The organism is Bacillus sp. NS1, from assembly GCF_058248265.1.
The window spans coordinates 403,329-429,873 of sequence record NZ_JBZAZF010000002.1 but is presented as its reverse complement, the minus strand read 5'-3'; the positions used below and the strand labels follow the sequence as shown (position 1 = coordinate 429,873).

The 26,545-nt window shown below is 44.9% G+C and carries 29 protein-coding genes, 1 pseudogene, 4 riboswitches and 1 other annotated feature; of the genes and pseudogenes, 10 read left to right on the top strand and 20 right to left on the bottom strand.

Annotation, left to right across the window (positions count from 1 at the left end; genetic code table 11):
• Nucleotides 1–35 precede the first annotated feature (35 nt).
• Nucleotides 36–204, bottom strand: a riboswitch (M-box (ykoK) riboswitch).
• 107 nt (nucleotides 205–311) lie between these two features.
• The 5 genes from AC4CV5_RS07745 to ykoG all read right to left on the bottom strand — a co-directional run bounded on the left by AC4CV5_RS07745 (nucleotide 312) and on the right by ykoG (nucleotide 3,871).
• A complete protein-coding gene (locus AC4CV5_RS07745) occupies nucleotides 312–449 on the bottom strand; it encodes a transcriptional regulator SplA domain-containing protein (protein ID WP_003218541.1) in 138 nt (45 codons plus the stop codon).
• An 83-nt stretch (nucleotides 450–532) separates the two neighbouring features.
• A complete protein-coding gene (locus tag AC4CV5_RS07740) occupies nucleotides 533–1,048 on the bottom strand; it encodes a PepSY domain-containing protein (RefSeq protein ID WP_166853437.1) in 516 nt (171 codons plus the stop codon).
• Nucleotides 1,049–1,139: 91 nt separating this feature from the next.
• On the bottom strand, nucleotides 1,140–1,820 hold the full coding sequence (locus AC4CV5_RS07735) for a PepSY domain-containing protein (protein ID WP_490922397.1): 681 nt from the start codon (nucleotides 1,818–1,820) through the stop codon (nucleotides 1,140–1,142).
• Nucleotides 1,817–3,181: a two-component system sensor histidine kinase YkoH gene (gene ykoH / locus AC4CV5_RS07730; protein ID WP_166853441.1), complete on the bottom strand. Its 1,365-nt coding sequence runs from the start codon at nucleotides 3,179–3,181 to the stop codon at nucleotides 1,817–1,819. Before ykoH ends, AC4CV5_RS07735 begins: the two co-directional genes overlap by 4 nt.
• 3 nt (nucleotides 3,182–3,184) lie before the next feature.
• On the bottom strand, nucleotides 3,185–3,871 hold the full coding sequence (ykoG, locus tag AC4CV5_RS07725; protein WP_166853443.1) for a two-component system response regulator YkoG: 687 nt from the start codon (nucleotides 3,869–3,871) through the stop codon (nucleotides 3,185–3,187).
• Between the two features lie 101 nt (nucleotides 3,872–3,972).
• Nucleotides 3,973–4,085: riboswitch (TPP riboswitch) on the top strand.
• 95 nt (nucleotides 4,086–4,180) lie between these two features.
• Between ykoG and thiU the strand changes: the two genes are divergently transcribed.
• The 4 genes from thiU to thiX are packed head-to-tail and all read left to right on the top strand — an operon-like array spanning nucleotide 4,181 to nucleotide 7,753.
• On the top strand, nucleotides 4,181–4,783 hold the full coding sequence (gene thiU, locus AC4CV5_RS07720; RefSeq protein WP_490922395.1) for an HMP/thiamine ABC transporter substrate-binding protein ThiU: 603 nt from the start codon (nucleotides 4,181–4,183) through the stop codon (nucleotides 4,781–4,783).
• Nucleotide 4,784: 1 nt separating this feature from the next.
• Entirely contained in the window at nucleotides 4,785–5,384 is a 600-nt protein-coding gene (locus AC4CV5_RS07715) for an ECF transporter S component (protein WP_064813174.1), read from the top strand.
• Nucleotides 5,371–7,014 (top strand): ABC transporter ATP-binding protein, encoded by a 1,644-nt coding sequence (locus tag AC4CV5_RS07710; protein WP_490922393.1) that lies wholly within the window; start codon nucleotides 5,371–5,373, stop codon nucleotides 7,012–7,014. The genes AC4CV5_RS07715 and AC4CV5_RS07710 overlap by 14 nt, the downstream gene beginning before the upstream one ends.
• Nucleotides 6,989–7,753 (top strand): HMP/thiamine ABC transporter permease ThiX, encoded by a 765-nt coding sequence (thiX, locus tag AC4CV5_RS07705; protein ID WP_373923472.1) that lies wholly within the window; start codon nucleotides 6,989–6,991, stop codon nucleotides 7,751–7,753. Before AC4CV5_RS07710 ends, thiX begins: the two co-directional genes overlap by 26 nt.
• A 32-nt stretch (nucleotides 7,754–7,785) precedes the next feature.
• Here the strand turns inward: thiX and rsbRB are convergent, their stop codons facing one another.
• Entirely contained in the window at nucleotides 7,786–8,619 is an 834-nt protein-coding gene (gene rsbRB, locus AC4CV5_RS07700; protein WP_166853451.1) for an RsbT co-antagonist RsbRB, read from the bottom strand.
• 222 nt (nucleotides 8,620–8,841) lie between these two features.
• Between rsbRB and isp the strand changes: the two genes are divergently transcribed.
• Entirely contained in the window at nucleotides 8,842–9,801 is a 960-nt protein-coding gene (gene isp, locus AC4CV5_RS07695; RefSeq protein ID WP_166853454.1) for a serine protease Isp, read from the top strand.
• Nucleotides 9,802–9,932: 131 nt separating this feature from the next.
• A riboswitch (SAM riboswitch) is annotated at nucleotides 9,933–10,088 on the top strand.
• A 127-nt stretch (nucleotides 10,089–10,215) separates the two neighbouring features.
• Nucleotides 10,216–12,504 (top strand): 5-methyltetrahydropteroyltriglutamate--homocysteine S-methyltransferase, encoded by a 2,289-nt coding sequence (metE, locus tag AC4CV5_RS07690; protein WP_490922390.1) that lies wholly within the window; start codon nucleotides 10,216–10,218, stop codon nucleotides 12,502–12,504.
• A gap of 40 nt (nucleotides 12,505–12,544) precedes the next feature.
• On the opposite strand, the gene AC4CV5_RS07685 is transcribed toward metE, so the two are convergent.
• Nucleotides 12,545–13,171, bottom strand: a complete 627-nt coding sequence (locus tag AC4CV5_RS07685; RefSeq protein WP_326220690.1) for a histidine phosphatase family protein — start codon at nucleotides 13,169–13,171, stop codon at nucleotides 12,545–12,547.
• 135 nt (nucleotides 13,172–13,306) lie between these two features.
• Here AC4CV5_RS07685 and guaD point away from each other — a divergent pair, with 135 nt between their 5' ends.
• On the top strand, nucleotides 13,307–13,777 hold the full coding sequence (gene guaD / locus AC4CV5_RS07680; RefSeq protein WP_166853460.1) for a guanine deaminase: 471 nt from the start codon (nucleotides 13,307–13,309) through the stop codon (nucleotides 13,775–13,777).
• 5 nt (nucleotides 13,778–13,782) lie between these two features.
• On the opposite strand, the pseudogene AC4CV5_RS07675 reads toward guaD, so the two are convergent.
• Both AC4CV5_RS07675 and ohrB read right to left on the bottom strand, forming a co-directional pair.
• Nucleotides 13,783–14,885 (bottom strand): annotated as a pseudogene (locus tag AC4CV5_RS07675) (glycosyltransferase).
• Between the two features lie 124 nt (nucleotides 14,886–15,009).
• Nucleotides 15,010–15,420: an organic hydroperoxide resistance protein OhrB gene (ohrB, locus tag AC4CV5_RS07670; protein WP_166853464.1), complete on the bottom strand. Its 411-nt coding sequence runs from the start codon at nucleotides 15,418–15,420 to the stop codon at nucleotides 15,010–15,012.
• A 141-nt stretch (nucleotides 15,421–15,561) separates the two neighbouring features.
• On the opposite strand from ohrB, the gene ohrR reads away from it, so the two are divergent.
• Nucleotides 15,562–16,005: an organic hydroperoxide resistance transcriptional regulator OhrR gene (ohrR, locus tag AC4CV5_RS07665; RefSeq protein WP_222142684.1), complete on the top strand. Its 444-nt coding sequence runs from the start codon at nucleotides 15,562–15,564 to the stop codon at nucleotides 16,003–16,005.
• Between the two features lie 29 nt (nucleotides 16,006–16,034).
• Here ohrR and AC4CV5_RS07660 read toward each other — a convergent pair whose 3' ends face one another.
• From AC4CV5_RS07660 to AC4CV5_RS07620, 9 genes are all read right to left on the bottom strand, one after another.
• Complete coding sequence (locus AC4CV5_RS07660; protein ID WP_490922389.1) at nucleotides 16,035–16,460, bottom strand: organic hydroperoxide resistance protein; 426 nt, start codon at nucleotides 16,458–16,460, stop codon at nucleotides 16,035–16,037.
• Between the two features lie 134 nt (nucleotides 16,461–16,594).
• Nucleotides 16,595–17,842: a glutamate-5-semialdehyde dehydrogenase gene (gene proA, locus AC4CV5_RS07655; protein WP_490922387.1), complete on the bottom strand. Its 1,248-nt coding sequence runs from the start codon at nucleotides 17,840–17,842 to the stop codon at nucleotides 16,595–16,597.
• Between the two features lie 11 nt (nucleotides 17,843–17,853).
• Nucleotides 17,854–18,951, bottom strand: coding sequence for a glutamate 5-kinase (gene proB / locus AC4CV5_RS07650; protein ID WP_166853472.1), 1,098 nt, complete (start codon nucleotides 18,949–18,951; stop codon nucleotides 17,854–17,856).
• A 63-nt stretch (nucleotides 18,952–19,014) separates the two neighbouring features.
• Nucleotides 19,015–19,225, bottom strand: a binding site (T-box leader).
• Between the two features lie 87 nt (nucleotides 19,226–19,312).
• The gene (gene purU, locus AC4CV5_RS07645; RefSeq protein ID WP_166853474.1) at nucleotides 19,313–20,215 is read right to left on the bottom strand and encodes a formyltetrahydrofolate deformylase; all 903 of its coding nucleotides are present in this window, start codon (nucleotides 20,213–20,215) and stop codon (nucleotides 19,313–19,315) included.
• A gap of 70 nt (nucleotides 20,216–20,285) precedes the next feature.
• Nucleotides 20,286–20,603 (bottom strand): multidrug efflux SMR transporter subunit YkkD, encoded by a 318-nt coding sequence (gene ykkD, locus AC4CV5_RS07640; protein WP_003218500.1) that lies wholly within the window; start codon nucleotides 20,601–20,603, stop codon nucleotides 20,286–20,288.
• On the bottom strand, nucleotides 20,603–20,941 hold the full coding sequence (ykkC, locus tag AC4CV5_RS07635) for a multidrug efflux SMR transporter subunit YkkC (protein WP_166853476.1): 339 nt from the start codon (nucleotides 20,939–20,941) through the stop codon (nucleotides 20,603–20,605). Before ykkC ends, ykkD begins: the two co-directional genes overlap by 1 nt.
• A gap of 77 nt (nucleotides 20,942–21,018) precedes the next feature.
• Nucleotides 21,019–21,130: riboswitch (guanidine-I (ykkC/yxkD leader) on the bottom strand.
• Nucleotides 21,131–21,163: 33 nt separating this feature from the next.
• Nucleotides 21,164–21,679 (bottom strand): GNAT family N-acetyltransferase, encoded by a 516-nt coding sequence (locus AC4CV5_RS07630; RefSeq protein ID WP_373923467.1) that lies wholly within the window; start codon nucleotides 21,677–21,679, stop codon nucleotides 21,164–21,166.
• The gene (locus AC4CV5_RS07625) at nucleotides 21,669–22,196 is read right to left on the bottom strand and encodes a DinB family protein (RefSeq protein WP_166853479.1); all 528 of its coding nucleotides are present in this window, start codon (nucleotides 22,194–22,196) and stop codon (nucleotides 21,669–21,671) included. Before AC4CV5_RS07625 ends, AC4CV5_RS07630 begins: the two co-directional genes overlap by 11 nt.
• A gap of 91 nt (nucleotides 22,197–22,287) precedes the next feature.
• Nucleotides 22,288–23,019, bottom strand: a complete 732-nt coding sequence (locus tag AC4CV5_RS07620) for a DUF421 domain-containing protein (protein ID WP_166853481.1) — start codon at nucleotides 23,017–23,019, stop codon at nucleotides 22,288–22,290.
• Nucleotides 23,020–23,172: 153 nt separating this feature from the next.
• Here AC4CV5_RS07620 and AC4CV5_RS07615 point away from each other — a divergent pair, with 153 nt between their 5' ends.
• Nucleotides 23,173–23,403, top strand: a complete 231-nt coding sequence (locus tag AC4CV5_RS07615) for a hypothetical protein (RefSeq protein WP_166853483.1) — start codon at nucleotides 23,173–23,175, stop codon at nucleotides 23,401–23,403.
• 77 nt (nucleotides 23,404–23,480) lie between these two features.
• On the opposite strand, the gene hmpA is transcribed toward AC4CV5_RS07615, so the two are convergent.
• Nucleotides 23,481–24,680 (bottom strand): NO-inducible flavohemoprotein, encoded by a 1,200-nt coding sequence (hmpA, locus tag AC4CV5_RS07610; protein WP_490922385.1) that lies wholly within the window; start codon nucleotides 24,678–24,680, stop codon nucleotides 23,481–23,483.
• A gap of 247 nt (nucleotides 24,681–24,927) precedes the next feature.
• On the bottom strand, nucleotides 24,928–25,446 hold the full coding sequence (locus AC4CV5_RS07605) for an acyl-CoA thioesterase (RefSeq protein WP_166854680.1): 519 nt from the start codon (nucleotides 25,444–25,446) through the stop codon (nucleotides 24,928–24,930).
• Between the two features lie 189 nt (nucleotides 25,447–25,635).
• On the opposite strand from AC4CV5_RS07605, the gene AC4CV5_RS07600 reads away from it, so the two are divergent.
• Nucleotides 25,636–26,496, top strand: coding sequence for a dimethylarginine dimethylaminohydrolase family protein (locus tag AC4CV5_RS07600; protein ID WP_166853488.1), 861 nt, complete (start codon nucleotides 25,636–25,638; stop codon nucleotides 26,494–26,496).
• The last annotated feature ends 49 nt before the right edge of the window (nucleotides 26,497–26,545 follow it).

Sequence of the window (26,545 nt, the reverse complement as noted above, 5' to 3'; positions counted from 1 at the left end):
ATTGAAGGGGAAAGAAGCACGGCAAAAAAGCGTGCGGGCGCCTTCAAATCGTAGAGCTTTAGCACTGTATGGCATAGGATTTAATCATCCAGCTGCGTTAAAAATCACCTTATGTCGATGATTTCTGTTGACCCATTGGCGTCTTTGGACATTTTTGGGCAGCAGCGTATCTCCATACAGGAGCCTCACCTAACGAAGTTCATAATTGAATTGACACACTGAGATTACAGAAAAAAACAAGCTGTGTCAACTCAAAAAAGTAATTAATGCGCTTTCATCACAATTACGGAACAAAATAAGGGCATAAGCCCTTATTCTGTTGTTTGCGTTTCGTCATCTTCAGAGAGCAAATGATATGTTTCATGAAGAAATAAAGCGTACTCTCCCTCCTTCGTCGGATGAGGGACATATTCAGCCTGATTGATGTATTGCTCCTCTTTCTTTTCCATGCGTTTTTCGCCTCCTTTTCTACATAGATTGTCCAAAAGAAGGTTTCTTATCATGAAAAAACCCCGCTGTTGCGGGGTTTTGATTAGTCGTCTATCTCCTGCTTGATGATACGTCCATCCTTTGCAGAAATTTCAAATTCTGCCTCAGTTCCTTGTTTCGTTTGGATCTCAATTTCGTAGATGTAAGCACCGTCGTCTTCGTCAAGCTTGCTTTCCGTTACGGTTCCATTTGTTTGCTTTAAGGCAATTTTTTCAGCTTCTTCTTTTGTGATGGAAACTTGTTCTGCTTTCTCTTTTAACGGGTCATTGAGCGCTTGTTTTGTATTGACATCTACATAAACGTCGTAGTCTTCACCGTCTTTTTCAATCTCCACTTCATAAACTTCTTTGCCGTTGTAAATGTCTCTGTCGATGTCGTCCACTGTGCCGTTAATAACCGTTTTGGCTATTGATTCTGCTTCCTGTTCAGTGAGTGCACCAGTTTTGGAAGAAGCAGGCTGTGTGTTTTCATTATTTTCTTTTGCAAACGCGTTGTAGCTGAATCCGCCAGCCGCTAAACACCCTGCTAAAAGACCAACCATCCATCTTTTCTTAAGCATATGTGATTCCTCCTTTGTTTTGTATGAGTACAGTTTACACACTCAACATGAAAGGAAAACGAGAGAAAGATGAGAATTTGATGAGAAACCGTCAGTCTTCATACACAATGTTTGCAACCTTTCCGGTGTAGGCATTTATTTTCACAGTCGCTTCTTTTTCATCCGGAAGGTCAACATCCACTTCAAAGATGAGAGTGCCCTCACTTTTTTCGAGCTCTGCGTCATCCGCTGTCCCGCCCGTTTCTCGCTCAGCAATTATTTTGGCTTCTTTTTTCGTAATCGGTGTTTTTTGTTGAGCTTCACCGCTGATTCGATCAGCAGACACGACTGCTTTTGCCTGCATGTCTACCTTCACTTCGTATGTTTCTCCATCTTCTTTTTGAATGGTATATGTCGCAACACGATTTCGTTTTGTTTGTTTTTTGACGGTTCCCGGCACCCGCTCGAGCGCGAGATGCTCGGCTTCTTTTTCTGTCATGGCAGATGGATTCATCGCTTTTACTCTGTTCATTGAAAGAATGTCAGCCGATTTTGCGTCAGCTTTTATAAAATAAGTTCCCTTTGGATTTTCAAGGGTCATGTGATATGTTTTTTTATCCTTTGATTGCGTTACTTTCGTGATCTCACCTTGATAAGAGGCTTCGACTTTTTTTACGACAGCCTCCTTTGACAGGACGTCATCATGGGTTTGCCGAATGATGAGAAACGTACAGATGATGACGGCCAAAACCGCTGCTGCCGCAGCAGATACTGCTTTTATTGTTTTGTTCATCGGCCTCCCCCATCCTGTTCTCTGAATTGCATGGTGACAGCTGTTCCTTGTCCCGGCTTGCTTTTTACAGACAGCTCAATGCCGTGCTCATCGGCGATTTGCTTTGCAATAGAAAGGCCTAAACCCGTTCCGCCTGTTTTTCTGTTTCGTGCCTCATCCGCCCGATAGAACCGTTCGAACAGGTGCGGGATATGCTCCTCAGGTATTCCGATGCCTTCATCTCTCACAGACAGAAACGGGCGTCCATTCCTCGTTCCGGCTGACATCACAATGGTTTTTTCACTATACTTTATTGCATTATCAAGCAAAATGGTCAGCAGCTGCTTGATGCGTTCTTCATCAGCTGTTACAAGCAGGCTCTCTTTATCTGTTTCAAGCAAAATGTCACGCTGATAGACGGGCTGGAGCATTTGCATGACGGCACGCGATACTTCAACAAGATCGATTGTTTTCAGATCAAGCTCAATTCCTTTATGGCTTTTTGCCAGCGCCAGAAGCTGATTGGTTAGTTTTTTCATATGCACCGCTTCTGAGTGAATGGCTTCTATCGATTCCTCAAGCACTTCCGGCTTTTTTGCCCCCCACCGCTTCATTAGGCTGCTGTAGCTTTCTATAATCGTGAGCGGGGTTTTCAATTCGTGTGAAGCATCTTGAATGAACTGCTGCTGTTTATCGTAATGCTCTTTCAGCATCATCGCCATCTCATTAAATGTCAGCCCCATTTCATATAACTCGTCGTGCGACTGTCCTTCCAAGGAAATCGTTTTGAATGCTTTCTCCCGCTGTATGTCTTTCATCGTCATCATTAATCGTCTGATCGGATTGATGATACGGCGGGCGAGCAAGCTTCCCGCAAAAAAAGAAGCGATACAGACAGCAGCGCTTGCAGCGATTAAGATGATTTTCAGCAGAAACAGACTCTCTTCTGTGTTCTCCAGCCTTTCAACCAGCTGAAGAGATACCACTTGCCCATCGGTCCAAATAACCGGAACAGCAGCTTCAGCAAACAGTTTGCCGTCATGTTTCCTTACATCTGCCGTTTCACCGCTATGAAAAGCGAGAGGAACATCTTTATATGCTTTTTCTTTTGTCATGGTCATGACGGCTTTTTGATCACCATTCACTACACGGACCATGCCGTTTGCCGGAAGATAGGCCTGTAGCATGTCCTGCAAAGCGACTCCTTCTGTTTCAGCAGCATGCAGCGCTTCTGCAATGTTATCCGTCTCATCTGCAAGCCGGGACGCATCCTTTGATGTCAGCGCGGACGAAAAAATGAGATAGACTGCGGTATGAACCAAAATTAATAAAATCAATAGCGATATTGTTGTATACAGATGAATCTTGGTCTTCAGCTTCATCGTTTACCCCTTAATGGCATAGCCGACCCCGCGAACAGTATGGATCAGCTGTTTTTCGTAAGGGTAGTCCAGTTTTTTTCTGATGTATCTAATGTAGACGTCCACCACATTTGTATCACCGATATAATCAAATCCCCATACTGTGTTTAAAATCTGCTCCCGTGTCAGCACTTGCTGCGGATGCTTCAGCATATAGACGAGCAAATCAAATTCACGCGGCGTTAATTCTACCTCTTTGTCTCCGCGTCTCACTTCACGTGTTTTTTCGTTCACCCGCAAGTCATCATATGTAAGAAAAGTGCCAACATCTTCTGTTTTTGTGCCATTTTGGCGCAACGCCGCCCTGATTCTCGCAAGTAATTCCTCAATTTCAAATGGTTTGGTGACATAGTCATTCGCTCCGATGTCCAGCCCTGTTACCTTATCAGGTATACTGTCGCGCGCCGTTAATAAAATGACCGGTGTCTGCTGATCCGTTTTTCTCAAGCGGCGCAGTACTTCCAGGCCGCTAAGCCCCGGAAGCATGACATCAAGAAGCACTAAGGAATACCCGCCATCCGCGGCCGCATTCAGTCCTTCTGTGCCATTGTGTTTGATGGTGACGCTATATCCTTCATATTCCAGTTCAAGCTGGATTACCCTGGCGATTTTTTCTTCATCTTCCACAATTAATATGTGCCCTTTATCCAAAATTGATCATCCTCCCCTGTCCCTATATGAAAAAAATGATTTCATTGTTTACAAAATGATTCTTATCATCTATTATGATGTCAAAATAAAAAATTGTATACGGAAAGCACTAGGGGTGCTGTTTTGGCTGAGATAAAGCGCGGGAGAAACGCGCTTTGATCCCTTATGACCCGATCTGGATAATACCAGCGTGGGGAAGTGCAGGTTGACCGAATGGTGTATTTTTTGTGCGCTTAATCGATCTATGACTGCATATTCCCTTAGGATATGCAGTTTTTTATTTTACCAAAAAAACAGGAGGTCGGAGAAATGGAACATATTTGCGGTACAAGCAGAATCGCCGGTTTTCGCTTCTCTTTATATCCGATGACGGATGATTTTATCAGTGTGATCAAATCTGCGCTGAAAAAAACAGACACATCTAAGGTATGGACGAAAACCGACCATATCAGCACAGTTCTGCGCGGTTCAATTGATCATGTATTCGACGCTGCCAAAGCCATTTACCTTTATGCGGCGAATAGCGAAAAACACATCGTCGTGAACGGCACGTTTTCCATCGGATGCCCGGGCGATACTCAGGGAGATACATATCTTTCCGCAGACGATAAGCGTGCCAATGAAGATGCTGTCCGAAACCTGAACGCGGAAGCACCATGCCAATTTGCGCTTTATCCGCTGAATGAGCCGGATTATATGAGTTTGATCATGGATGCTGTCGACATTGCGAAAGCAGAAGGCACTTTCGTACAGGGTGTTCATTACGCGAGCGAGCTTGACGGGGATGCGCATGACGTATTCAGGACACTGGAGGCCGTTTTCCGCATGGCTGAACAGCAAACAAACCACGTAACCATGACTGTGAATCTCTCGGCTAACAGTCCATCAAGAAAAAACAGAAAGCAGGGATAAAATGAAAAGCTGGAAAGTAAAAGAAATTGTCATCATGTCCGTTATCAGTATCGTATTTGCCGTTGTTTATTTATTATTTACGCATTTTGGAAACGTACTTGCAGGTATGTTCGGGCCAATCGCCTATGAACCGATTTACGGCATTTGGTTTATCGTTTCTGTCATCGCCGCGTACATTATTCGAAAACCGGGTGCAGCACTAGTTTCTGAAATCATTGCCGCTCTCGTTGAGTGCCTGCTGGGAAACCCGTCCGGCCCAATGGTCATCGTCATCGGCATTGTTCAAGGTCTCGGAGCTGAGGCTGTATTTCTCGCGACACGCTGGAAAGCATACTCTCTTCCTGTACTTCTGCTGGCAGGAATGGGATCTTCAGTAGCCAGTTTTATCTATGATCTCTTTGTTTCTGGCTATGCAGCCTATTCACCAGGCTATCTTCTCATTATGCTTGTGATCCGCCTGATTTCCGGCGCGTTGCTTGCGGGGCTGCTCGGAAAAGCTGTCAGTGACTCTCTCGCTTATACGGGTGTGTTAAACGGAATGGCACTCGGAAAGGAACTGAAAAAGAAACGGAAGCGGGCATCAGAACATGCAAGCCTTTGATGAGTTCCTGACGGTTGACCAGCTCAGCTTCTCTTATGAAGAAGACGAGAAACCGGTATTTCAAAACATTTCGTTTGAGCTTCAAAAAGGGGAATGCGCTTTATTGCTAGGGCCGAGCGGGTGCGGAAAAAGCTCGCTCGCCCTTTGTTTAAACGGTCTTTACCCGGAGGCTTGCGATGGCATCCAGTCCGGACATGTATTTTTATTTCAAAAGCCGGTCACAGGCGCTGAAACCTCCGAAACGATTGCTCAGCATGCCGGGGTCGTCTTTCAGGACCCTGATCAGCAGTTTTGCATGCTGACAGTGGAAGACGAAATCGCTTTCGGGCTGGAAAATCTGCAGATTCCGAAAGAAGAGATGACAGACAAGATCGATGCCGTTTTAGAAAAATTACACATTACCCATTTAAAAGAAAAAACGATATCCACTCTGTCAGGAGGACAAAAGCAGAAAGTTGCTCTCGCCTGCATTTTGGCGATGGAGCCTGAGCTCATTATGCTGGATGAGCCGACTTCTCTTTTAGATCCTTATTCAGCGCGGGAGTTCGTTCATTTGATGAAAGATCTTCAGCGGGAAAAAGGCTTCAGCCTCCTCGTCATTGAGCACCAGCTTGATGAATGGACACCTTGGATTGAGAGAACAATCGTGCTGGACAAATCAGGAAAAAAAGCGCTGGATGGCCGGGCGAAAGATCTATTTCAGCACGAAGCTGAGACCCTAAAGGAACTAGGCATCGCGATTCCAAAAATATGTGGCCTGCAGGAACAACTCAGTATGCCGTTTACTTTATCAAAAGAAACGCTGTTCAAAGAGCCTTTTCCTGCCGGGCATACCGAAAAGAAGGAAGCTCCTTCTGGGGGGAGTGTGCTGGAAGTCAACAGCCTTTCGTTCGCAAGAGGACAGCAGACGATTTTCAAAGACATCAGCTTCTCATTGCGCGAAGGCTCTTTGACGGCGCTTGTCGGACCGAACGGCACCGGAAAATCGACGCTCTTATCTGTCCTCGCCCGTCTCATGAAGCCGAAAAGCGGCAAGATTCTTCTATATGATAAGCCGCTGCAATCGTATAAAGAAAATGAATTGAGAAAACGAATGGGATTTGTTTTTCAAAATCCGGAGCATCAGTTCGTCACAGATACGGTGTATGACGAGCTGATGTTCGGCCAGAAAGTAAATGCTGAAACTGAGAAAAAAGCACAGCACCTGCTGCATCGTTTCGGTCTTGCACATTTGGCTGATCATCATCCGTTTGCGATCAGCCAGGGACAAAAACGGCGCCTGAGCGTCGCTACCATGCTCATGCATGACGTAAAGGTTTTATTATTAGACGAACCAACCTTTGGCCAGGACGCCCGAACGGCGGCTGAATGCATGGACATGATACAGCGTATCAAGGCAGAAGGAACCGCTGTCCTCATGATTACACACGACATGGAGCTAGTGTCTTCGTATGCCGACAGCGTGCTAGTGCTTCACGATACGGGCCTGGCCTTTGACGGATCTCCAGCGCAGTTATTTTCTCAGGAGACAGGGCTTGTGCAAAAAGCGAAGCTCACTCTTCCCCTTCTGTATGAATGGATGGCATATCAAGAGGAGGTGCGTGATGAAGCAGCCGTTACATCTCATTAATCCGACAGTGAAAGCGGCCGCCGTTTTTTGCTGTGTTGTCATGCTGTCGTTTATTTACAATCCTTATACTCCTGCGTGTTTTTATATCATCATCGTTGCGGGTGTCCTATTGGCAGCAAGAATCCCATTGAAAAAATGGTTTTTGTTTACGATTCCGTTTTTGATTTTGGCTTTCGGATGCGTATGGACAGCCGCAGTATTTGGAAAGGTTCCGACAACTCCGGATAATTTCTTGTTTCAAGCCGGCCCTATCTTGATCAATAGTGATAATGTATCTGTCGGCATCTCTCTTGGGTTTCGTATTTTGTGCTTTTCCGCCTTATCGATGATGTTTGTTTTTACGACCGATCCGATTTTATTTATGCTGAGCCTTGTCCAACAGTGCAAGCTCTCACCAAAGCTCGCGTATGGCGTCATTGCAGGCTTTCGTTTTCTTCCGCTGTTAAAGGATGAGATCCAGCTGATCCAGCAGGCCCATAAGATCAGAGGAGGAGCGGCGGAGAGCGGCTTCATTGAGAAAATCAGCGCGTTAAAGCGGTATACCATCCCGCTATTAGCCAGTGCCATCAGAAAAGCGGAGCGAACAGCGCTTGCGATGGAATCGAAAGGATTTACAGGAAGCAGCAATCGGACATATTATCGGACGCTGACCGTCAACCGCCGCGACTGGCTGTTCTTTTGCCTCGTTCTCTTGTTATTCGCAGGATCTTTTCTCGTATCTTTATCTTTTGACTCATAAAAAGCCGCTATCAGTCGATAGCGGCTTTTTTCTTATTGATGATAATTTAATGCCTGGGCAAGATTGGTTTTAATTGTAATATTCGAAAAATCAATCCCTAGCTGTACAGCGGTTTGCGCAATTTCAGGCCTGATTCCTGACAGGGTTGACCGAACACCGATCAAATTGAGCGCCTCAATCAATTTAAAGATTTGGTGCGCCACCATCGTATCAACCACCACAACACCTGACAGATCGATTAACAGATGCTCCACGCGTCTTTTTGCACAAGCCTGAAGCGTGTTTTCCAGAATAAACTTTGCGCGTTCTGTATCAATGTCACCGACAAGCGGAAGCAGAGCTGTTGATTTGCTCAAGGTAATGATAGGCGAGCTTAATTCCAATATCATTTCTCTTTGGGCGTTTAATTGCTGTTTGGCATTCATTTCAGCGTGATCGACGAATGTATAAATGGTAAAATCAAATACTTTTACAATCAAATCTGCCCATTTTTGTTTCTCTCCCGATTCAAACGCCGACTCGTTTTCATCTGCGAACTTCTCAAAATACTTCGTATATAATCTCCGGTTTCTCATAAACTCCCGAATGACATACTGAACCGGAGTGTCGAGATGCTTTTGATCGTTCGTCAGCTCAATGACCCACTCTTGAAATTCTTCGAGAAATTGTTTTTCCGGTAAAACATACATGTAATTCAGATGCCGGTAAAACTCTCTGTCCTGCTCTTTCAATTCTTCCGTTACAGATGCATTATGTAAGGCGTAAAGCGAATTCGGATCACTTTCCTCCATTGTTTCAATCCATTCCTCGGCCATTTGTTCCACATGCTCTGAAAAAAATGCATATAATTTTTCATTCAGTTTCATCACACTGCTCCTTTCCCCAACACTATTATAACTTGACTGACAGCTGAATCCCAGTCATACACGTTACACCCATCCAATATTTTGCAAATTACTAATTCTTTGGGTTGTATCCTATTTTTTCAAAATGCTTCAAATGGCTCTGTCCGAACGGTTGTTTTTTTCATATAATATGAGGCAACACCCTTGAATCCACTTGTAAGCATAAAAAAGGAGGGCTTTTTTATGAATGGTGAAATCCGCTTGATCCCGTATGTGACGAATGAGCAGTTTATGGATGTAAACGAGCTTCCTGAGGGTATTAAAGTGATTAAGGCGCCAGAAATGTGGGCAAAAGGGGTAAAAGGCAAAAATGTAAAAATTGCTGTATTGGACACAGGCTGCGATACAAGCCATCCTGATTTAAAAAACCAAATCATCGGCGGAAAGAACTTCACAGATGATGACGGCGGCAAGGAAGATGCGATTTCCGACTACAACGGACACGGCACACACGTCGCCGGAACGATTGCAGCTAATGATTCAAACGGCGGCATTGCCGGAGTTGCGCCTGAGGCAAGCCTATTGATTGTGAAGGTTCTTGGCGGTGAAAACGGCAGCGGACAATACGAATGGATTATTAACGGCATTAACTACGCTGTGGAACAGAAAGTCGATATCATCTCAATGTCCCTTGGCGGTCCTAGCGATGTGCCAGAGCTGGCGGAAGCAGTGAAAAACGCCGTCAAAAATGGAGTGCTTGTCGTTTGCGCAGCGGGAAATGAAGGTGACGGCGACGAACGCACAGAAGAGCTTTCCTACCCTGCGGCATATAATGAAGTCATCGCTGTTGGATCTGTTTCCGTAGCGCGCGAATTATCAGAATTTTCTAACGCAAATAAAGAGATTGATCTTGTGGCACCGGGAGAAAATATATTATCAACCCTTCCTAACAAGAAGTACGGTAAGCTTACCGGCACTTCAATGGCTGCCCCTCATGTCAGCGGAGCGCTTGCTTTAATCAAAAGCTATGAAGAAGAATCATTTCAAAGAAAGCTTTCTGAACCTGAGGTTTATGCACAGCTGATCCGCAGGACACTTCCGCTTGATATTGCAAAAACGCTGGCAGGTAATGGATTCCTGTATTTAACCGCTCCTGATGAACTGGCAGAAAGAGCAGAGCAATCACATTTGATGACCCTATAAAATTATTTTTCTTATATAATATAAACTGAATATTAAAAATAAAGTTTCAAATTCTATGTTGACAACGAATTTGAAATACTGTTAAGATTACCAACAAATGATTCAACTTTTCAAAAAATTAATAACATTTTCTCTTATCGAGAGTTGGGCGAGGGATTGGCCTTTTGACCCCAACAGCAACCGACCGTAATTCCATTGTGAAATGGGGCGCACTGCTTTTCGCGCCGAGACTGATGTCTCATAAGGCACGGTGCTAATTCCATCAGATTGTGTCTGAGAGATGAGAGAGGCAGTGTTTTACGCAGAAAAGCCTCTTTCTCTCATGGGAAAGAGGCTTTTTGTTGTGAGAAAACCTCTTAGCAGCCTGTATCCGCGGGTTAACAAGAGTGTTTTACATATAAAGGAGGAGAAACAATGACAACCATCAAAACATCGAATTTAGGATTTCCGAGAATTGGACTGAACAGAGAATGGAAAAAAGCACTTGAAGCGTATTGGAAAGGCAGCACTGATAAAGATACGTTTTTAAAGCAAATCGACGACCTATTTTTATCCGCAGTAAAAACACAAATTGACCAGCAGATTGATGTTGTGCCTGTTTCTGATTTCACACAGTATGATCATGTACTCGACACAGCAGTCAGCTTCAACTGGATTCCGAAACGATTCAGACATTTGACTGACGCTACCGATACATACTTCGCTATTGCCCGCGGAATAAAAGACGCCGTATCAAGTGAAATGACAAAATGGTTTAATACAAACTACCATTACATCGTTCCTGAATATGACGAGAGCATTGAGTTCCGCCTGACAAGAAACAAACAGCTCACAGATTATCGCCGGATCAAACAGGAATACGGCGTTGAAACAAAACCTGTGATTGTCGGCCCTTATACATTTGTCACGCTGGCTAAAGGCTATGAACCCTCTGAAGCAAAAGCGATCCAAAAACGCCTTGTGCCGTTATATGTACAGCTTTTGAAAGAGCTTGAGGAAGAAGGCGTAAAATGGGTTCAAATCGATGAGCCTGCGCTTGTTACAGCTTCTGCCGAAGATGTCCGCGGCGCAAAAGAATTATTTGAAAGCATTACAAACGAGCTTTCATCCTTGAATGTGCTTTTGCAGACGTATTTTGATTCTGTTGATGCTTATGAAGAGCTGATCTCTTACCCGGTACAGGGAATTGGCCTTGATTTCGTTCACGATAAAGGCAGAAACCTGGAACAGCTGAAAACACACGGATTCCCAACAGATAAAGTGCTGGCAGCAGGCGTCATTGACGGACGCAACATTTGGAAGGCAGATCTTGAAGAACGTCTCGACGCCGTTCTTGATATTCTCAGCATTGCAAAAGTAGATGAACTGTGGATTCAGCCTTCCAGCAGCCTGTTGCATGTTCCGGTAGCGAAGCACCCTGATGAGCATTTGGAGAAGGATCTGCTGAACGGATTATCTTACGCAAAAGAAAAACTAGCTGAGCTGACAGCTTTGAAAGAAGGTTTAGTATCAGGAAAAGCGGCGATCAGCGAACAGATTCAGCGGGCGAAAGCTGATATTCAGGCGCTCAAACAATTTGCAACTAGCGCAAATTCTGAACAAAAGAAAGAGCTGGAGCAATTAACCGATAAAGACTTCAAACGCCCAATTCCTTTTGAAGAACGTTTAGCCCTGCAAAATGAATCTCTCGGCCTCCCGCTTTTGCCGACGACTACGATTGGAAGCTTCCCGCAGTCTGCTGAAGTGCGGAGCGCACGCCAAAAATGGCGGAAAAAAGAGTGGTCTGATGAACAGTACCAAAACTTTATCAATGCAGAAACAAAACGATGGATTGATATTCAGGAAGAATTGGAGCTGGATGTGCTTGTGCACGGTGAATTTGAACGGACAGATATGGTCGAATACTTCGGTGAAAAGCTGGCCGGCTTTGCCTTCACAAAATACGCTTGGGTTCAATCATACGGCTCACGCTGTGTCCGCCCGCCAGTCATTTACGGAGATGTTGAATTTATTGAACCGATGACAGTGAAAGACACGGTGTATGCACAATCCCTGACATCCAAGCATGTGAAAGGAATGCTGACCGGTCCTGTTACAATCTTAAACTGGTCCTTCCCTCGAAACGACATTTCGAGAAAAGAAATCGCCTTCCAAATTGGGCTTGCCCTTCGCAAAGAAGTAAAAGCGCTTGAAGATGCAGGCATTCAAATTATTCAAGTGGATGAACCGGCGCTGCGCGAAGGCCTTCCATTAAAAACCCAAGATTGGGATGAGTATTTGACTTGGGCGGCAGAAGCATTCAGATTAACTACTTCTTCCGTGAAAAACGAGACGCAAATTCATACACATATGTGCTACAGCAACTTCGAAGACATCGTAGATACGATCAATGATCTTGATGCCGATGTAATTACAATCGAGCACAGCAGAAGCCACGGAGGATTTTTAGATTACTTAAAAGACCATCCGTATTTGAAAGGGCTCGGCCTTGGTGTATATGACATTCACAGCCCTCGGGTGCCGTCAACTGAAGAAATGTACAACATTATTGTTGACGCTCTTGCCGTTTGTCCGACTGACCGCTTCTGGGTAAATCCAGACTGCGGATTGAAAACAAGACAGCAGGAAGAAACGGTTGCAGCATTGAAAAACATGGTTGAAGCCGCAAAACAGGCAAGAGCTCAGCAGACACAGCTTGTTTAAATATAGAAACCATCTGCCTTAGGCAGATGGTTTTTTTCTGTTAGAAAGCAGGAATCGGTTTCCTATGCTCCCCATCCCCTTCTATTAATATCTTGGCTGTTCCATTTTCATCAAATTCCACAAGGCTCAATGATGTATCATATATGTAAGCAGAATTCCATATGTCATTAATGCGTCTTCCCTTTATGATATTTAACAGCATTAATATAAAGACAGAATGGGTAACCAAGAGAACATTACCGGAAGAATGGCTGTCTAAAATCGTTTGGAGAGCCAGCCTTACCCGGCTTTCAAGGTCAAAAAACGTTTCACATCCTGGCTGGCGATAAGCTTCGGGATGATGAAAATAAGCATGAAAAAGATCAGGTTCGTCTCTTTCAATATCCTCTTGTTTTTTCCCTTCCCATGAGCCCAGAGACATTTCTCTGAACATATAATCTTTAACCAGCGGGAGCCGGCGCGATCCCAGTATGGTTTTTGCCGTCTCTTCTGTCCGCTTGCTCGGGCTGATGTAAACCTGATTCAATTCAATATCCTTCAGACGCTTCCCAAGAGCGCGGGCGTTGTATAATCCAAGTTCTGTTAAATCAGAATCCAGCCAACCCTGCATCCGTTTTTCCACATTCCATTGAGTCTGTCCGTGCCTGGCAATATATAAATGCAGCATGATCACCCCTCATCTTTTCTCCTCTTATCTTAGCAAATCCCCCAAATATTTTGTTTACTTTGCACTTTTTTGGGAATGTTTTTTGCACTTCTTTTCGGCTATACTTATAACACTCAATTGACAGGAGGGTTTAGGATGAATCATGAAACGTTTTTAAAACGGGCAGTCGATCTTGCTCGTAATGGAGTGAATGCGGGAGTTGGCGGGCCTTTCGGAGCCGTTATCGTGAAAGACGGAGCCGTTATTGCCGAAGGACAGAACAACGTCACAACAAGCAATGACCCGACTGCCCATGCAGAAGTGACGGCTATTCGAAACGCCTGCCGGGCACTTGACACCTATCAGCTTGATGACTGCATTTTGTATACGAGCTGTGAGCCATGCCCCATGTGCTTGGGCGCCATTTACTGGGCCCGGCTGAAAGCCGTTTTCTATGCAGCGGAGCACACAGATGCCGCTGAAGCCGGATTTGATGATTCATTCATTTATGAAGAAATTGATAAACCTGCTGAAGAAAGAACGATCCCCTTTTATCAAGTGACTCTGACGGAGCGTTTATCCCCGTTTCAGGCATGGCGGGATTTCGCCAATAAGAAAGAATATTAATAGGATCAGGCATGGGCGGCCTGATCCTTCGTTAATTCGTCTAGAAGCCGCTGTGCCCGTACGCACTTCGGGTTGGCATTCAGCGCTTTTTGCAAATACAAAACAGCAGTCATATGCTGACGCAATTCAGCATGGCAGACACCGAGCCAGCAGCTTGATCTAAAATCGGCGGCCCCCTTCACCTGTACGTACTGATGGTTTTCATTATTGGTTTGCAGGCAAGCTTCAAACGCTGTGATCGCTTCTCTGACTTTTTTAAGCTGATACATAATGATTCCTTTATAATGGTGAAGCGTGCAATAGTCGGGATAATGTCTCAGCGCTTCATTGATATCGCGTTCCGCTTCTTTGTACCGTTCTGCGTCAATTAATAATTTATACTTTACATAATAGAAGGCAGGCGGCGGAATTTGCTTTTTTCTTTTACATTCATTGATACAATCCACTGCCAGCCGGAAGGCTTTTTCATGTTCGTTTCCTCTATCATACTCAGCAGCCTTCTGATAAAGGAGAGACAGGTCAGTGCTGGATGTCAGCAATTCCGTATTCAATAAGCTCAAGTTGTGTGTATGCTTTTGCTGTGCCTCCTGCTCTAAATACCCGTAATGGTGAATGGTACATGGAAGCGAGAAAGTGCTGCTTGCCTCTTCTCCCTCAGGCTTTCACAGACCCTTCCCGTAAACGTTATGTTTCGCTGATTGCGGATCAGCCTGATCTGCCTTTGTTCAAACGCTTCATTTTCATCCCATTGCTTCCCTGTAAAGTTCACTACCTTCACACAGCCGAGAGATGGCAGGCTGTCAGTCAGCAGTGAAGGCAATAGGCTGCCTGTATCCGGGTCTAATTCTTCGTCGGCATCCAAGATCAATATCCACTCGCCCTTGGCGTGCTGTAAACTGGCATTTCTCGCTTGTGAGAAGTCCCGTTCCCATTTATGATGATAAACCTGGGCATGAAAACTTTTGCAAATATCTACCGTTCGATCGTTTGATCCGGTATCAACTACAATGATTTCATCTGCAATATGCTGCACACTCTCTAAACAGCGGGCGATATGGCGTTCTTCATTTTTCACAATCATACATACTGACAGCTTGGGTCTCTTCATGCACTCACCTTTTCCCTAGTCTGAATTCACCTATACTACATGTATTCACCCTTCGAAAAGATCATGCCCGCCCCGCATGCTTTCCCACAAAAAAACATCCTGAGAACCCTCAGGATGCCGATCATTATTTTAATTCTAATTTTACATCAATATTTCCTCTGGTAGCCTTTGAATAAGGACAGAATTCATGAGCAGCATTGACAAGTTCTTGCGCCTTGTCGCGATCCAAATCTTTCGTGTTCACAACAAGTGTGACACCGATTTTAAACCCGCCGTCACTCTCATCCTTCATGAGGCTGACTTGTCCTTCAATTTCGGAATCAATCTCGATATTTTGCTCTTTGGCGACGTGTTCGAGCGCGCCGCCGAAGCATGCAGCGTATCCTGCCGCAAAAAGCTGTTCCGGGTTTGTGCCGGTTTGTCCTTCTTTTTTGGCATTAGGCATGACAATATCAAAATCAAGAACACCGTCATCTGATGTAATATGTCCTGCCCGTCCGCCTCGCGCGGTTACTTTTGCTGTAAATAGTGCCATATTTCCCAACCTCCTTATTTGTATCTACTTGTTATATTTCCCTTTCTGATCTTTTTAAACATGATATGTTTGCCGAGAATAGGAAAAGTGAGGTTTTTCAGATACAATAGAATGGAATGTCAGAAAGAGTTGGTGAACAAGATGGAAAATGAATTTGACCATATGAAATTGGAGAATCAGCTTTGTTTTTTGCTTTATGCGAGCTCGCGGGAAATGACAAAGCAATACAAGCCGCTGCTTGATAAGCTGAATATAACGTACCCTCAATATTTGGTTTTGCTTTTGTTATGGGAACACGAAACGCTGACTGTCAAAAAAATGGGGGAGCTGCTGTATTTAGATTCGGGAACGCTCACTCCGATGCTAAAACGGATGGAACAGCAGGGTTTGATTACGAGAAAAAGATCTGAAGAGGATGAGCGGTCAGTGCTGATCAGCCTGACAGAGGACGGAGAGTCACTAAAAGAAAAAGCGGCTGACATTCCAGGGACGATCCTGGGGCTCTCAAATCAGTCCGGAGAGGACCTGAAACAGTTAAAATCCGCTCTATATACATTGCTGGAAACACTTCATCAAAAAAATTGAGGATACCTTATACGGTATCCTCTTTTCTATTATTCAGCTACTTCAAGCGTAACATCGATATTTCCGGAGGTTGCTTTTGAATACGGGCAGACGCCGTGCGCTTTTTGCACAAGTGCCTGTAATTCTGATGCATTGAATCCTTTTCCTTTCACCTGCAGCGTCACACCCAGTTTGTAGCCTTGATCTGCTTCATCCTTTAACAGGCTGACATGCGCTGTAACCTCTGTCTCCACTTTCACTCGTTCAGTTCTTGCTACAAGCTGAAGTGCGCTGTCAAAGCAAGCTGCGTAACCTGCCGCAAACAGCTGCTCCGGATTTGTCGCTTTTTCTAATTTCTTTGCTCTCGGTGTCCCCGGCATTGCGACATCGAGCTCGAGAACGCGGTCTGATGAAATCACCTTTCCTTCTCTTCCTCCTACCGCTGAAACAGTCGCTGTAAATAATGGCTGACTCATTTTTGTATCCCCCTACATAAATATATTTTATACAATTAAATTGTACACAACCTAATTTACAATGTCAATTTTTTAGCGTGCAAAAAAAAGCTTATCCCGTTACGAGATAAGCTTTTTCATCGAACAGTGCCCCGCTATTCACGGATTTGCCCTGTTCCTTTAATGATGTATTTTGTAGAAGTCAATGCAGGAAGTCCCATCGGCCCTCTTGCATGAAGCTTTTGCGTGCTGATCCCGATTTCAGCTCCGTAGCCGAATTCAAATCCGTCGGTAAAACGGGTTGACGCATTATGGTAGACAGCGGCAGCATCGACAGCCGTTTGAAAATAAGCCGCGTGCTCGTCATCTTCAGTTAAAATTGCTTCAGAATGATTGGTGCCGTATTGTTGGATATGCTTCACAGCTTCTTGGACGTTATCAACCGTCTTTACGCTAATGACAGGCGCTAAAAATTCAGTTTCCCAATCTTCTTCTGATGCTTGTTTGCTTGAAGGATGAAGTTCACATACAAATTCATCACCGCGAATGTCAACTCCTGCGTTTTCCAGCTGAGCCAGCAATTCTTTCCCGTGTTGCTTTGCCCATGCTTTGTGGATCAGCAGTGATTCAATCGCGTTGCATACGGAAGGGCGCTGCGTTTTGGCATTTACGACAACCTTTTCTGCCATTTGCGGTTTGGCCGTTTCGTCAATGAAAATGTGGCAGTTTCCTGCTCCAGTTTCTAATACAGGGACTGTTGATTCTCTGACAACGAGATCGATCAATTTCTTGCCTCCGCGCGGAATCAATACGTCTAGGCCATCATTTAACGTAAAGAGCTCTTTTGCTGTCTCTCTGCTCGTATCCTCAATCAGCTGCACAGCATTGACCGGAAGCACTGATTGCTCGAGTGCTCTTTGAATGACATTGACGAGTGCTTTATTGCTGTGGATGGCTGAGGAGCTCCCTCGCAGTACAACAGCGTTCCCTGTCTTCAGGCAGAGGGTAGCCGCATCAACTGTTACGTTTGGCCTAGCCTCATAAATCATTCCAACGACACCGAGCGGCACACGTTTTTTTTCAATAAACAAGCCGTTTTCCTTTTCAATTGTTTCAAGAGACTCGCCGACCGGGTCCGCCAAGTCGATTAAGAGCTCTACCGCGTCCGCGATGTCACGAATGCGTTTCTCATCCAGCGTGAGACGGTCAATGACATCCGGTGTTAAACCATTTTCTTTTCCGTTCTCAATGTCTTTTGCATTCTCCGACAAGAGAAAATCCAGTTCGTTGCGGAGTCCGTTTGCAATGAGACTGAGCGCCTCATCCTTCTCGACCGTTGTTTTCATGATCATGTCGGCTGCTGCTTCTTTCGCCAGCTTCGCTTTTACAGAAACTTCACTCATTTTTCCGCCTCCTAGTCTTTTAAATTGACCCAGTCATTCCTATGAATAACCTCAAACGTTCTCTCAAAATCAAGTTCATTGCTTCGTTTGCCTTTGGCCTCCATAATCTCCTCGGAGGAGTAATGAGTTTGGCCTTTGCCGATCACGCCGCCCGGTCCCCTGACTTCCACGACCGCCCCTTTCGGAAAGCTTCCAATTACGCCCACTACGCCTGCTGGCAGAAGGCTGCTTCCGTTATGAATCATCGCCTCCTCGGCACCCGCATCAATGAGGATCTCTCCTGCTATAGGCGAGTGGAACTGAATCCACTGTCTCGTGTTGTTAACCGAGGATAGTTCTTTGTCTCCGATATAAGTGCCGTCTCCCCTGCCGTCCAAAATGTCCGCAAGCTTTTGCTCTCCGCTGCCTGTTCCAATGAACACTTTCACTCCAAGAGACAGCGCAGTTTGTGCGGCTAACAGCTTTGATTTCATACCGCCGGTGCCGACCTTTGATCCGGCTGAGCCCGCATACCCCAGTAATTCAGGCGTGATCTCCGGCAGATAATCAAATCGTTTCGCCTCAGGATTTCCATTCGGGTTGGCATCATACAGCCCGTTGATATCAGTGAGAATCATGAGCTGGTCCGCATGAATCAATCCGCTGACTAACGCAGAAAGCATGTCATTATCGCCGAATGTCAATTCTTCAACAGATGTAGAGTCATTTTCATTGATAATCGGAATGACGCCGCGCTCCAGTAATTCCATAATCGTTGCATACGCGTTTCGATACCGTTCTCTTTTCGAAAAATCATTTCTCGTTAAAAGGATTTGTCCCGGAGTCAGAGAGTATTGTTTGAATTGATTCATATATTGCTGCATTAACAGTGTTTGTCCGACCGCGGCCGCCGCCTGCTTTCCTTTAATGGTAACGGGGCGGGACGGATAACCGAGGCTGGAAAACCCCGCCGCTACGGCTCCCGAGGTAATCAGAATCATTTCATGTCCCGCTTTCTTTAACAGTGAAATGGCTTGAACATGCTCTCTGATTTTTGCCTCATCAATGCTTCCGTTGCTATTCGTGAGCGAACTGCTTCCTATTTTCACTACTATTCTTTGTTTTTTCATTTATTCTCCTCCGCGGCTTTTTGCCAGCCAACTTACAATAAAAAAACCCATTTCATCCTGATTCATAAGGACGAAATGGGTTTCCGTGGTACCACCTTGATTGAACGCGCTTTTGCACGCTCCGCTTTCCTGTAACGCCAGGTTACGCGCCTAGGTTTTCCCCCTAAGACTCCAAGGCAGGTTCGGCAGGTTTCATGCGGCAAAATGTTTCAGCGATTCATTTTGCTCTCTGTCACAGAAAGGTCTGCTTACTAATCCTCTTCAACGCTCAATGATTTTTTTATATTATGCAAAGAAAAAGGCCACTTGTCAAGGGTTTTCGTCACCAAAAAGAGCCCGCATGGCGCGGGCATCTTGCAGTCTAGTTAAAGACAATTGTTTTATTTTCATGAACGATGACGCGGTCTTCCAAATGCCATTTTACAGCACGGGCGAGCACGCTGCGTTCAATTGTTCTTCCAATGTTTTTTAGCGCTTCCGTATTGTCACGGTGGTCCACGCGCTCAATATCCTGTTCAATGATCGGCCCTTCATCAAGATCGTTTGTGACATAGTGAGATGTCGCTCCGATCAGTTTCACGCCGCGCTCGTAAGCCCGTTTGTACGGATTCGCACCGATAAATGCAGGCAGGAACGAATGGTGAATATTAATGATGCGATTCGGGTGAGCCGAAACAAAGTCAGGGGTTAAGATTTGCATATAGCGTGCAAGCACGATCGCATCAATCTCATATTGCTCAAGCAGTTCAAGCTGCTTCTTTTCGACTTCCGCTCTGATGTCTTTGTTCGCTTTCATATAGTGGAATGGAATGTTCAGCCGTTCAACCAGTTCTCTCGCTTCCTCATGGTTGCTGATGACAACAGCGATTTCCGCCATAAGGTTGCCGGTTTGCCATTCCCAAATCAGCTCATGCAGGCAGTGAAGCTCCTTTGAGACAAAAATGGCGACACGCTTCAGCTCGCTTGCCAATGTTAAACTCCATGTCATGTCGAATGTTTCTGCAACAGACGCAAACGCATCCTGCAGTGTTTCTTTTTTCTCACGAATGCTCTCGCAGTCGAATTCGATTCTCAGGAAGAATCGGCCGCCTTCAGGGTCTGTCGTATATTGATTTGATTCTATAATATTTGCGCCATGTTCAAATAAAAACGCGGAAACCGCAGAGACGATACCCGGCTGATCGGGACAGCTGACCAAAAGACGCCCTTTATCCTCATTTCCGTCACGGTATTCGTTCAACCGCTGTGTCATATATGATTTCATGAATAATCCCTCTTATCTTTGTAAGTCTAAACTATTTATCCATTATACTGAAGATTTGATAAAAATCAATTTATGACAGAATTTTTAAACCAACCGCTGAACATAAAATCAAAGCGATAAAAAAGATCCGTTTGGCGTCTTTCGGCTCCTTGTAAAAGAGGATGCCGACAAGCGCTCCGCCGGCGGTGCCAATGCCTGTCCAGACAGCGTAAGCCGTGCCCATTGGAATAGTCTCCATTGCATACGACAGCAAGGAGAATGAAGCGGCAAAACCAACAATGATCAACAGCACCCACTTCACGCTTTTTTCTTTCGCATATTGATTCATAAGGGCCACGCCGGCCATCTCCAAACAGCCCGCGCACAATAAACTGATCCAGTGCAGCATCATGCCTCGCCTCCTTTTTCCTCTGTCTCATCCTGTGTCACAAGCTTCAAGCCGATTACACCGACTAGGAGCACGCCGATTAACAAAAGCTTCGGCCATCCAACCGGCTCATGAAACAGAATGATTTCACTCAGCACTGTTCCTGCCGTGCCAAGTCCGGTAAAGACGGCATACACGGTTCCGACAGGCAGACTGTTTGTCGCCTTCATTAAAAGATAAAAGCTGACTATGATGCCGACGGCAGTGCCGCTCCATGTTAAAGCTGAGTCAGCATGCTTTAAGCCTACCACCCAAACAACTTCGAAAACGGCGGCAAGCACGACTAATCCCCATTTCATTTCAAGTCATTCCTTTCTTTCCAGTAAGATTCTCCGAAAACAAAAAAACCCCGGACAGTCGTCTCACATGAGATTGACTCTCCCGGGCTTTTTTCCCTCCGTGTGCATACACGCCTCTATTTACGCGTATGTGTTTTCTCTCGGACCAGTCCATGTCCACTGACATGCGGAACCCTAGAAAACTTTACCTGACATCATGATACTATAACTTGGCTCTTTCTTTCAATTGTAAGATTTTCTTTCATATACTGCGATTGGTTTATTCCATTTTCTGATCGTTCTATCGTAAATCATGCCGATTTTCTCCGCTACCCGTATGGACGCTTTGTTATCAGGGTCAATCAAAGCCGCAATTGTGCCAAACTGCCGTACGTTGAAGCCGTAGTCCAGGCAGGCTCGCGCCGCTTCTTGCGCATAGCCGTTCCCCCAGTGGCGGCAGGCAAACATATAGCCGATTCCCATTACTGTTTGATTTTCCACCTGCTGGGGCACGATGCCGCATTGCCCTAAAAAGTCCCCTGTCCGCTTATCTTCAGCGATCCACAGACTAACGCCGTACCCTTTTTCATTTCTTTTGTTCCAATTGATCCACTCGCGGGTTTGCCTCTTATCTTTTAAACCGGAATAATATTTCATGACGTCAGGATCGTTAAAAAGATCAAACAAAGAGGCTTGATCCTGATCTTCCATACAGCGCAAACGCATTCGATCGGTCAGCAGCTTCGTTTTAGCGCTCATATTTCACCATACCCTGCTTCCATTCTTTTTTGAGGGCTTCAATATGGGCTTGATGATAGCGGTTATGATCCGCCATATGCCAAATGCCCCATCGTATGGTCGCGGTGTCACCATCGTAAGAAAGCGGCTGATGCAAATCATTTTCAGTTAAGGTGTAACATACCGATTTCAGCTCGTTTACCACATACCGATGTCTTTTCAGGAGTTCATCTAATCCGGGCTGATTCTCCGGTTCAGGCAGCCGTCCGCTTTCATCTGTCATCGGGCCGTATGTCTGTTCAATATGATCCGGTATTCGGTTCTCCTTGATACGCCAGACCCATCTGATATCAACATTTGCGATATGGCACAAAAGCTGAGCTGTGCTGTTTTTTGTTTGGCAGCGCCCCTTATAATAAAGTTCACTGTGTGTCATATGACTTACGATAGAAGCCAGACGGAGACTGTTTTCTTCCACTGCGGAATATAATAGACTGACCGTCGGTGCCATGTCTTTTCTAATAGATAAGTCCTTCATGTTCAGTTCCCCCCTACCAAGGTACATTTGACACCAAACAAAAATTCCCTTTTAAAAAGAAAAAAGCTCTCGTTAAAAAAAGAGAGCAATCTTAATTGTTATTTCCCGGTTTATATAAATAAGGATCATGCTGCGGTTCATTTGAGGTATTCAAATCAAGCGATATATCGCCGCGGGCATTCATCGTGCCAAGTGTAATCGAGGACAGCAGTTTGGGGCTGTACCCTTTTTTCTCAAGCTTCTCAAACAGCCATGATCGGTTCTTTTGAAGGTATTTCAAATTATGATCAAGGATTTCGCCGTCCAGTATAAGCGGAATCGGAATAAAATTCCGTTCAGCTTCCATATGCAAATCCCGTACCTGTACCGCTCTCGCTTCCTCTTTTGGGATGACGCTTACTTCTCCCGTTTCTTCAATGATGGCAAGATCAATGTCAGCCGGATCGGCGTAACCCTTCTCCCTCAGCTTTCCAAGCAGTTCATTAACCGTCAGCCTTTCTTTACGCAAACCGCGTTCATCAATATCCCCGTTTCGGATTAAGACTGTTGGGCTTACGACTAGCAGCCATCGCCATTTATTAGAAAGAGAGAGCTTGCTCATCAGTAGATAAAGCACCAAAAAAGAGCCCGCGTAATAAATGGACATCGGCAGCCTGGATGTAAGAATAGGCTCACTGATAATGGTTCCGATTGCGAAGGTCAAAAGCAGATCAAAATTGTTCATTTGTGACACGGCTTTTTTACCGGCAAGCCGAAACAGAATATACGCAATCGAAAATACGATAACTGGCTTCAGTAAAAATGCCCATACCATCCATAACACTGATCTATACCTCCATCCGCTGGTCATTTTGAGCCTATTGTTCCCCAAGGCAGACCCTCTATGCATTATACCTATTATCCGGTTCTAAATAGGCGAACGTGCAGATCGGCAGCACATAACATAATAGAAAGTGACATCGATTGGAGGCGCAATATGAAACATCAGAAAACGAATACCCATTGGCCCTATGATCTGCCATCGGCTCCCCAACCCGCTGGCTATCTTCAACAGCAGACAATTGACAGGCTATCCGGTTTAGAGCTAAGAATGGAGCAACTAATCAGAGCGATTGAGGTAAACAATGAATTGTTGAGAACGATGCAAGAACAGCAAAACCGTGTATGTACAAGCGGCGGAAGCGGGTCAGTGATTGTCCGGATGTAGAGGCAAGCGCTTGTCCGCCTTCTTCTATCTTAATAAAGAAACTCTTCTCTGAAAGGAGAAGAGTTTCAAGTATGCGGTTAAACGGACTGCGCCATGCTTAATTGCGGGCCGAACAGCTCGTAATGGATAGATTCCGGCGCCGATCCGAGTTCTGATACAAGTTTATGCATTGCCGTAATAAATGACGGTGAACCGCAAATATAATAATCTGCATCTGTATTGGCAATCAGTTCTTTGAGGAACTGCTGATCAATCTGCCCTTCATGAAATTGAAGATCGCCTGCTCGGTCCTCCTCTGTCGGCTCGCGATACACAAATGCTGTTTTGACAGAAGAATGGTCTGCCGCTTCTTCTACCTCATGACGCAATGCATGGTATTCACTGTTTTTCGCGGCATGAATGAACAGAATCTGCCGTTCAGGCTGCTTGGAAACAGCCGTTTTCAGCATGCTGATCATTGGTGTAATACCAACTCCGGCACTGATCAGAACGAGATCTTTTTGTGATGAAGAATCTAAAACAAAGTCCCCTGCCGGTGCGCTGATCTCTATTGAATCCCCTTCATGCAGTCCATCGTGTAAATAAGAAGACACGGCACCGTCTTTCTTCACTGAAATTCGATAATAGTCTTTTCCAGGCATATCTGACAGGCTGTATTGACGGATTTGCGTATATTCAGCATCAGGAGTCCGCACTTTAATGCTGATATACTGCCCTGCTTGAAAATCAGGTAACGGCATGCCGTCTTCCGGCTTCAGATAGAAGGATGTAATTTCTTTGCTTTCCCGCTCTTTTTTCGCGATGACGAACGGCTTATACTCCTTCCAGCCGCCCGTTTGCTGCTCTGCCTGGTCATACATTTCTTTTTCAATTCCGATGAACGCATCAGCGATTACTCCGTACGCTTTCTCCCATGCCTGCATAATGTCAGGTGTCGCAGCGTCTCCCAGAACATCTTTAATCGCAATCAACAAATATTTGCCGACGATCGGATAATGTTCAGCCTTAATTCCGATGCTGCGGTGCTTGTGGCCGATTTGTTTGACGACCGGAATGATATTTCCGAGCTGGTCAATATTTGCCGCAGCTGCGATAACGGCATTTGCAAGTGCAGCGCGCTGTGTTTTCTTTTTTTGGTTTGTTTGATTAAAAATGTTCAGAAGCTCTGAATGGTCTTGAAACATCAGATTGTAAAAACGTCCAGTGATGGTTTCTCCATGCTGTTGTAATACGGGTACAGTGCTTTTAATGATTTCGATTGTTTTATTATCTAACATCGTAGAAACAACCCTTTCAAAAAGATGTATTTAAAATATATCTTTAAAATACATGATCGCGCGGATAAAAGATATATTTTAAATGAATCTTTAATAAAGTCGTCACAAAATTATCAATTTAACGTGACAATTGTTGCTTTTTTATAGAATCCCCTAGCAAAAACGGACTAACCATTGTAATTATCACCATCGGAAAGATGAAAAGCACAAAAAAAACCCAAAACAACATATGTTTTGGGTTTAACGTTTACCAAGGCTTTTCCGTTCCGAGCGCATTTGCAAGCGCCTGGCTGTGTTTTTTGCGGTTCTTTCGTTCATTGGCGCGCTGAACAGCGGTATTATGCAGCATGATTTCTTCTTCAGTTTCAGGTACAACTCTCGGTACAGGCACCGGCTTGCCACTTGAATCTAATGCGACAAATGTCAAAAAGGATGTCGCGGCGAGCTCCCTTTCGCCTGTCATCAGGTGCTCCTTAATGACTTTCACAAACACCTCCATAGAAGATGTGCCGACCCATGTCACATATGACTCCAGGCAGACAGAATCCTGTTGCCCGATCGGCTTCAAAAAATCTACAGAGTCCATCGAAGCTGTTACGGTTTCACGTCTGCAATGGCGCGCCGCCGAAATAGAGGCAATATCATCAATGTAGCTCATTAATTTTCCGCCAAACAGCGTATTATGGTTGTTTGTATCAAGCGGGAACACCCTGCTGGTTTTTACAACCTTTGACTCTTTACAAAATTTTGTTTCCGGTGTTTCCATACCTTTCTCCCCTTTGATGTCTGATCGTTTAGTTAAATGCACTCATATTCTCCTATTAAACAATATTCTTTGCCATTTGTCTAAAATTTAAAATGCTTTGTGTGTCAGGTTTTTCTTCTAAAACGTTTAATGATTTTCATGATGAGGGAATAATAAATGTATTCTTCACACGGTCAGGAGGAGAAACAAATGGACATATCCATCCCGAAACATCAGCAAAAAACGGTATGCCGAACGGAATATGGCACACTTCAGAAAGTCATTTTATGCAAACCGGAGCATATGACCATAAAAGATGTCATAAACGAAACCCAAAAACATTTTGAAGATGACAATATTCATGTTAAAACCGCTACAGATCAGCACAGCCGCTTTGTTGAAGCACTCAGGTCACACAACATCGAAGTCATCCTCTTGCCCGTCCACGACGGACTCCCCGAGCAGGTCTTCACTAGAGACATAGGGTTTGTCATCGGAGAAAAGGCCTTCCTCTCGAGCATGACTGAACCGATTCGCCAAGGGGAAGAAGCCATCATAAAAGATTTTTTTCACAAGCAAGGCATTTCTTATACCCATATGCTTCATACAAGCATTGAAGGCGGTGACGTCATTATCGATGGTGATACCGTCTACGTCGGAATCAGCCAGCGCACCGACATGTCAGCCATCGGCCAGCTAAAAGAGGCTCTTCCTGAATATACAGTCGTTCCAGTACAGTTGCATGAAAAATTTTTGCATTTGGACTGCGTGTTTAACATCGTATCTGAAAGCGAAGCGTTAATTTATCCTCAAGCCCTTGAGCCAGAGGAAGTTGACATGCTGGCAAAACGTTATGATCTCATTGAAGTGCCTGAGGATGAACAATTTACGCTCGGCACCAATGTCCTTTCAATCGGGAGTAAAACGATCATCAGCCTCCCTTGCAACCGCCATGTCAATCAACAGCTATCGAAAAGAGGCTATCACATCATCGAAATTGACCTGTCAGAAATTATTAAATCCGGCGGCTCCTTCAGGTGCTGTACAATGCCGCTGATTCGCGGTGAATGAAGAATATTCCCCTTTTTCATGTTTTAAACAGCTTATTTTATCAAGATAC

What these genes read in the sequence shown, in the direction of transcription:
- AC4CV5_RS07745 (WP_003218541.1), bottom strand. Translation starts at nt 449, where the DNA reads ATGGAAAAGAAAGAGGAGCAATACATCAATCAGGCTGAATATGTCCCT.
- AC4CV5_RS07740 (WP_166853437.1), bottom strand. Translation starts at nt 1,048, where the DNA reads ATGCTTAAGAAAAGATGGATGGTTGGTCTTTTAGCAGGGTGTTTAGCG.
- AC4CV5_RS07735 (WP_490922397.1), bottom strand. Translation starts at nt 1,820, where the DNA reads ATGAACAAAACAATAAAAGCAGTATCTGCTGCGGCAGCAGCGGTTTTG.
- ykoH (WP_166853441.1), bottom strand. Translation starts at nt 3,181, where the DNA reads ATGAAGCTGAAGACCAAGATTCATCTGTATACAACAATATCGCTATTG.
- thiU (WP_490922395.1), top strand. Translation starts at nt 4,181, where the DNA reads ATGGAACATATTTGCGGTACAAGCAGAATCGCCGGTTTTCGCTTCTCT.
- AC4CV5_RS07715 (WP_064813174.1), top strand. Translation starts at nt 4,785, where the DNA reads ATGAAAAGCTGGAAAGTAAAAGAAATTGTCATCATGTCCGTTATCAGT.
- AC4CV5_RS07710 (WP_490922393.1), top strand. Translation starts at nt 5,371, where the DNA reads ATGCAAGCCTTTGATGAGTTCCTGACGGTTGACCAGCTCAGCTTCTCT.
- thiX (WP_373923472.1), top strand. Translation starts at nt 6,989, where the DNA reads ATGAAGCAGCCGTTACATCTCATTAATCCGACAGTGAAAGCGGCCGCC.
- rsbRB (WP_166853451.1), bottom strand. Translation starts at nt 8,619, where the DNA reads ATGAAACTGAATGAAAAATTATATGCATTTTTTTCAGAGCATGTGGAA.
- isp (WP_166853454.1), top strand. Translation starts at nt 8,842, where the DNA reads ATGAATGGTGAAATCCGCTTGATCCCGTATGTGACGAATGAGCAGTTT.
- metE (WP_490922390.1), top strand. Translation starts at nt 10,216, where the DNA reads ATGACAACCATCAAAACATCGAATTTAGGATTTCCGAGAATTGGACTG.
- AC4CV5_RS07685 (WP_326220690.1), bottom strand. Translation starts at nt 13,171, where the DNA reads ATGCTGCATTTATATATTGCCAGGCACGGACAGACTCAATGGAATGTG.
- guaD (WP_166853460.1), top strand. Translation starts at nt 13,307, where the DNA reads ATGAATCATGAAACGTTTTTAAAACGGGCAGTCGATCTTGCTCGTAAT.
- ohrB (WP_166853464.1), bottom strand. Translation starts at nt 15,420, where the DNA reads ATGGCACTATTTACAGCAAAAGTAACCGCGCGAGGCGGACGGGCAGGA.
- ohrR (WP_222142684.1), top strand. Translation starts at nt 15,562, where the DNA reads ATGGAAAATGAATTTGACCATATGAAATTGGAGAATCAGCTTTGTTTT.
- AC4CV5_RS07660 (WP_490922389.1), bottom strand. Translation starts at nt 16,460, where the DNA reads ATGAGTCAGCCATTATTTACAGCGACTGTTTCAGCGGTAGGAGGAAGA.
- proA (WP_490922387.1), bottom strand. Translation starts at nt 17,842, where the DNA reads ATGAGTGAAGTTTCTGTAAAAGCGAAGCTGGCGAAAGAAGCAGCAGCC.
- proB (WP_166853472.1), bottom strand. Translation starts at nt 18,951, where the DNA reads ATGAAAAAACAAAGAATAGTAGTGAAAATAGGAAGCAGTTCGCTCACG.
- purU (WP_166853474.1), bottom strand. Translation starts at nt 20,215, where the DNA reads ATGAAATCATATATGACACAGCGGTTGAACGAATACCGTGACGGAAAT.
- ykkD (WP_003218500.1), bottom strand. Translation starts at nt 20,603, where the DNA reads ATGCTGCACTGGATCAGTTTATTGTGCGCGGGCTGTTTGGAGATGGCC.
- ykkC (WP_166853476.1), bottom strand. Translation starts at nt 20,941, where the DNA reads ATGAAATGGGGATTAGTCGTGCTTGCCGCCGTTTTCGAAGTTGTTTGG.
- AC4CV5_RS07630 (WP_373923467.1), bottom strand. Translation starts at nt 21,679, where the DNA reads ATGAGCGCTAAAACGAAGCTGCTGACCGATCGAATGCGTTTGCGCTGT.
- AC4CV5_RS07625 (WP_166853479.1), bottom strand. Translation starts at nt 22,196, where the DNA reads ATGAAGGACTTATCTATTAGAAAAGACATGGCACCGACGGTCAGTCTA.
- AC4CV5_RS07615 (WP_166853483.1), top strand. Translation starts at nt 23,173, where the DNA reads ATGAAACATCAGAAAACGAATACCCATTGGCCCTATGATCTGCCATCG.
- hmpA (WP_490922385.1), bottom strand. Translation starts at nt 24,680, where the DNA reads ATGTTAGATAATAAAACAATCGAAATCATTAAAAGCACTGTACCCGTA.
- AC4CV5_RS07605 (WP_166854680.1), bottom strand. Translation starts at nt 25,446, where the DNA reads ATGGAAACACCGGAAACAAAATTTTGTAAAGAGTCAAAGGTTGTAAAA.
- AC4CV5_RS07600 (WP_166853488.1), top strand. Translation starts at nt 25,636, where the DNA reads ATGGACATATCCATCCCGAAACATCAGCAAAAAACGGTATGCCGAACG.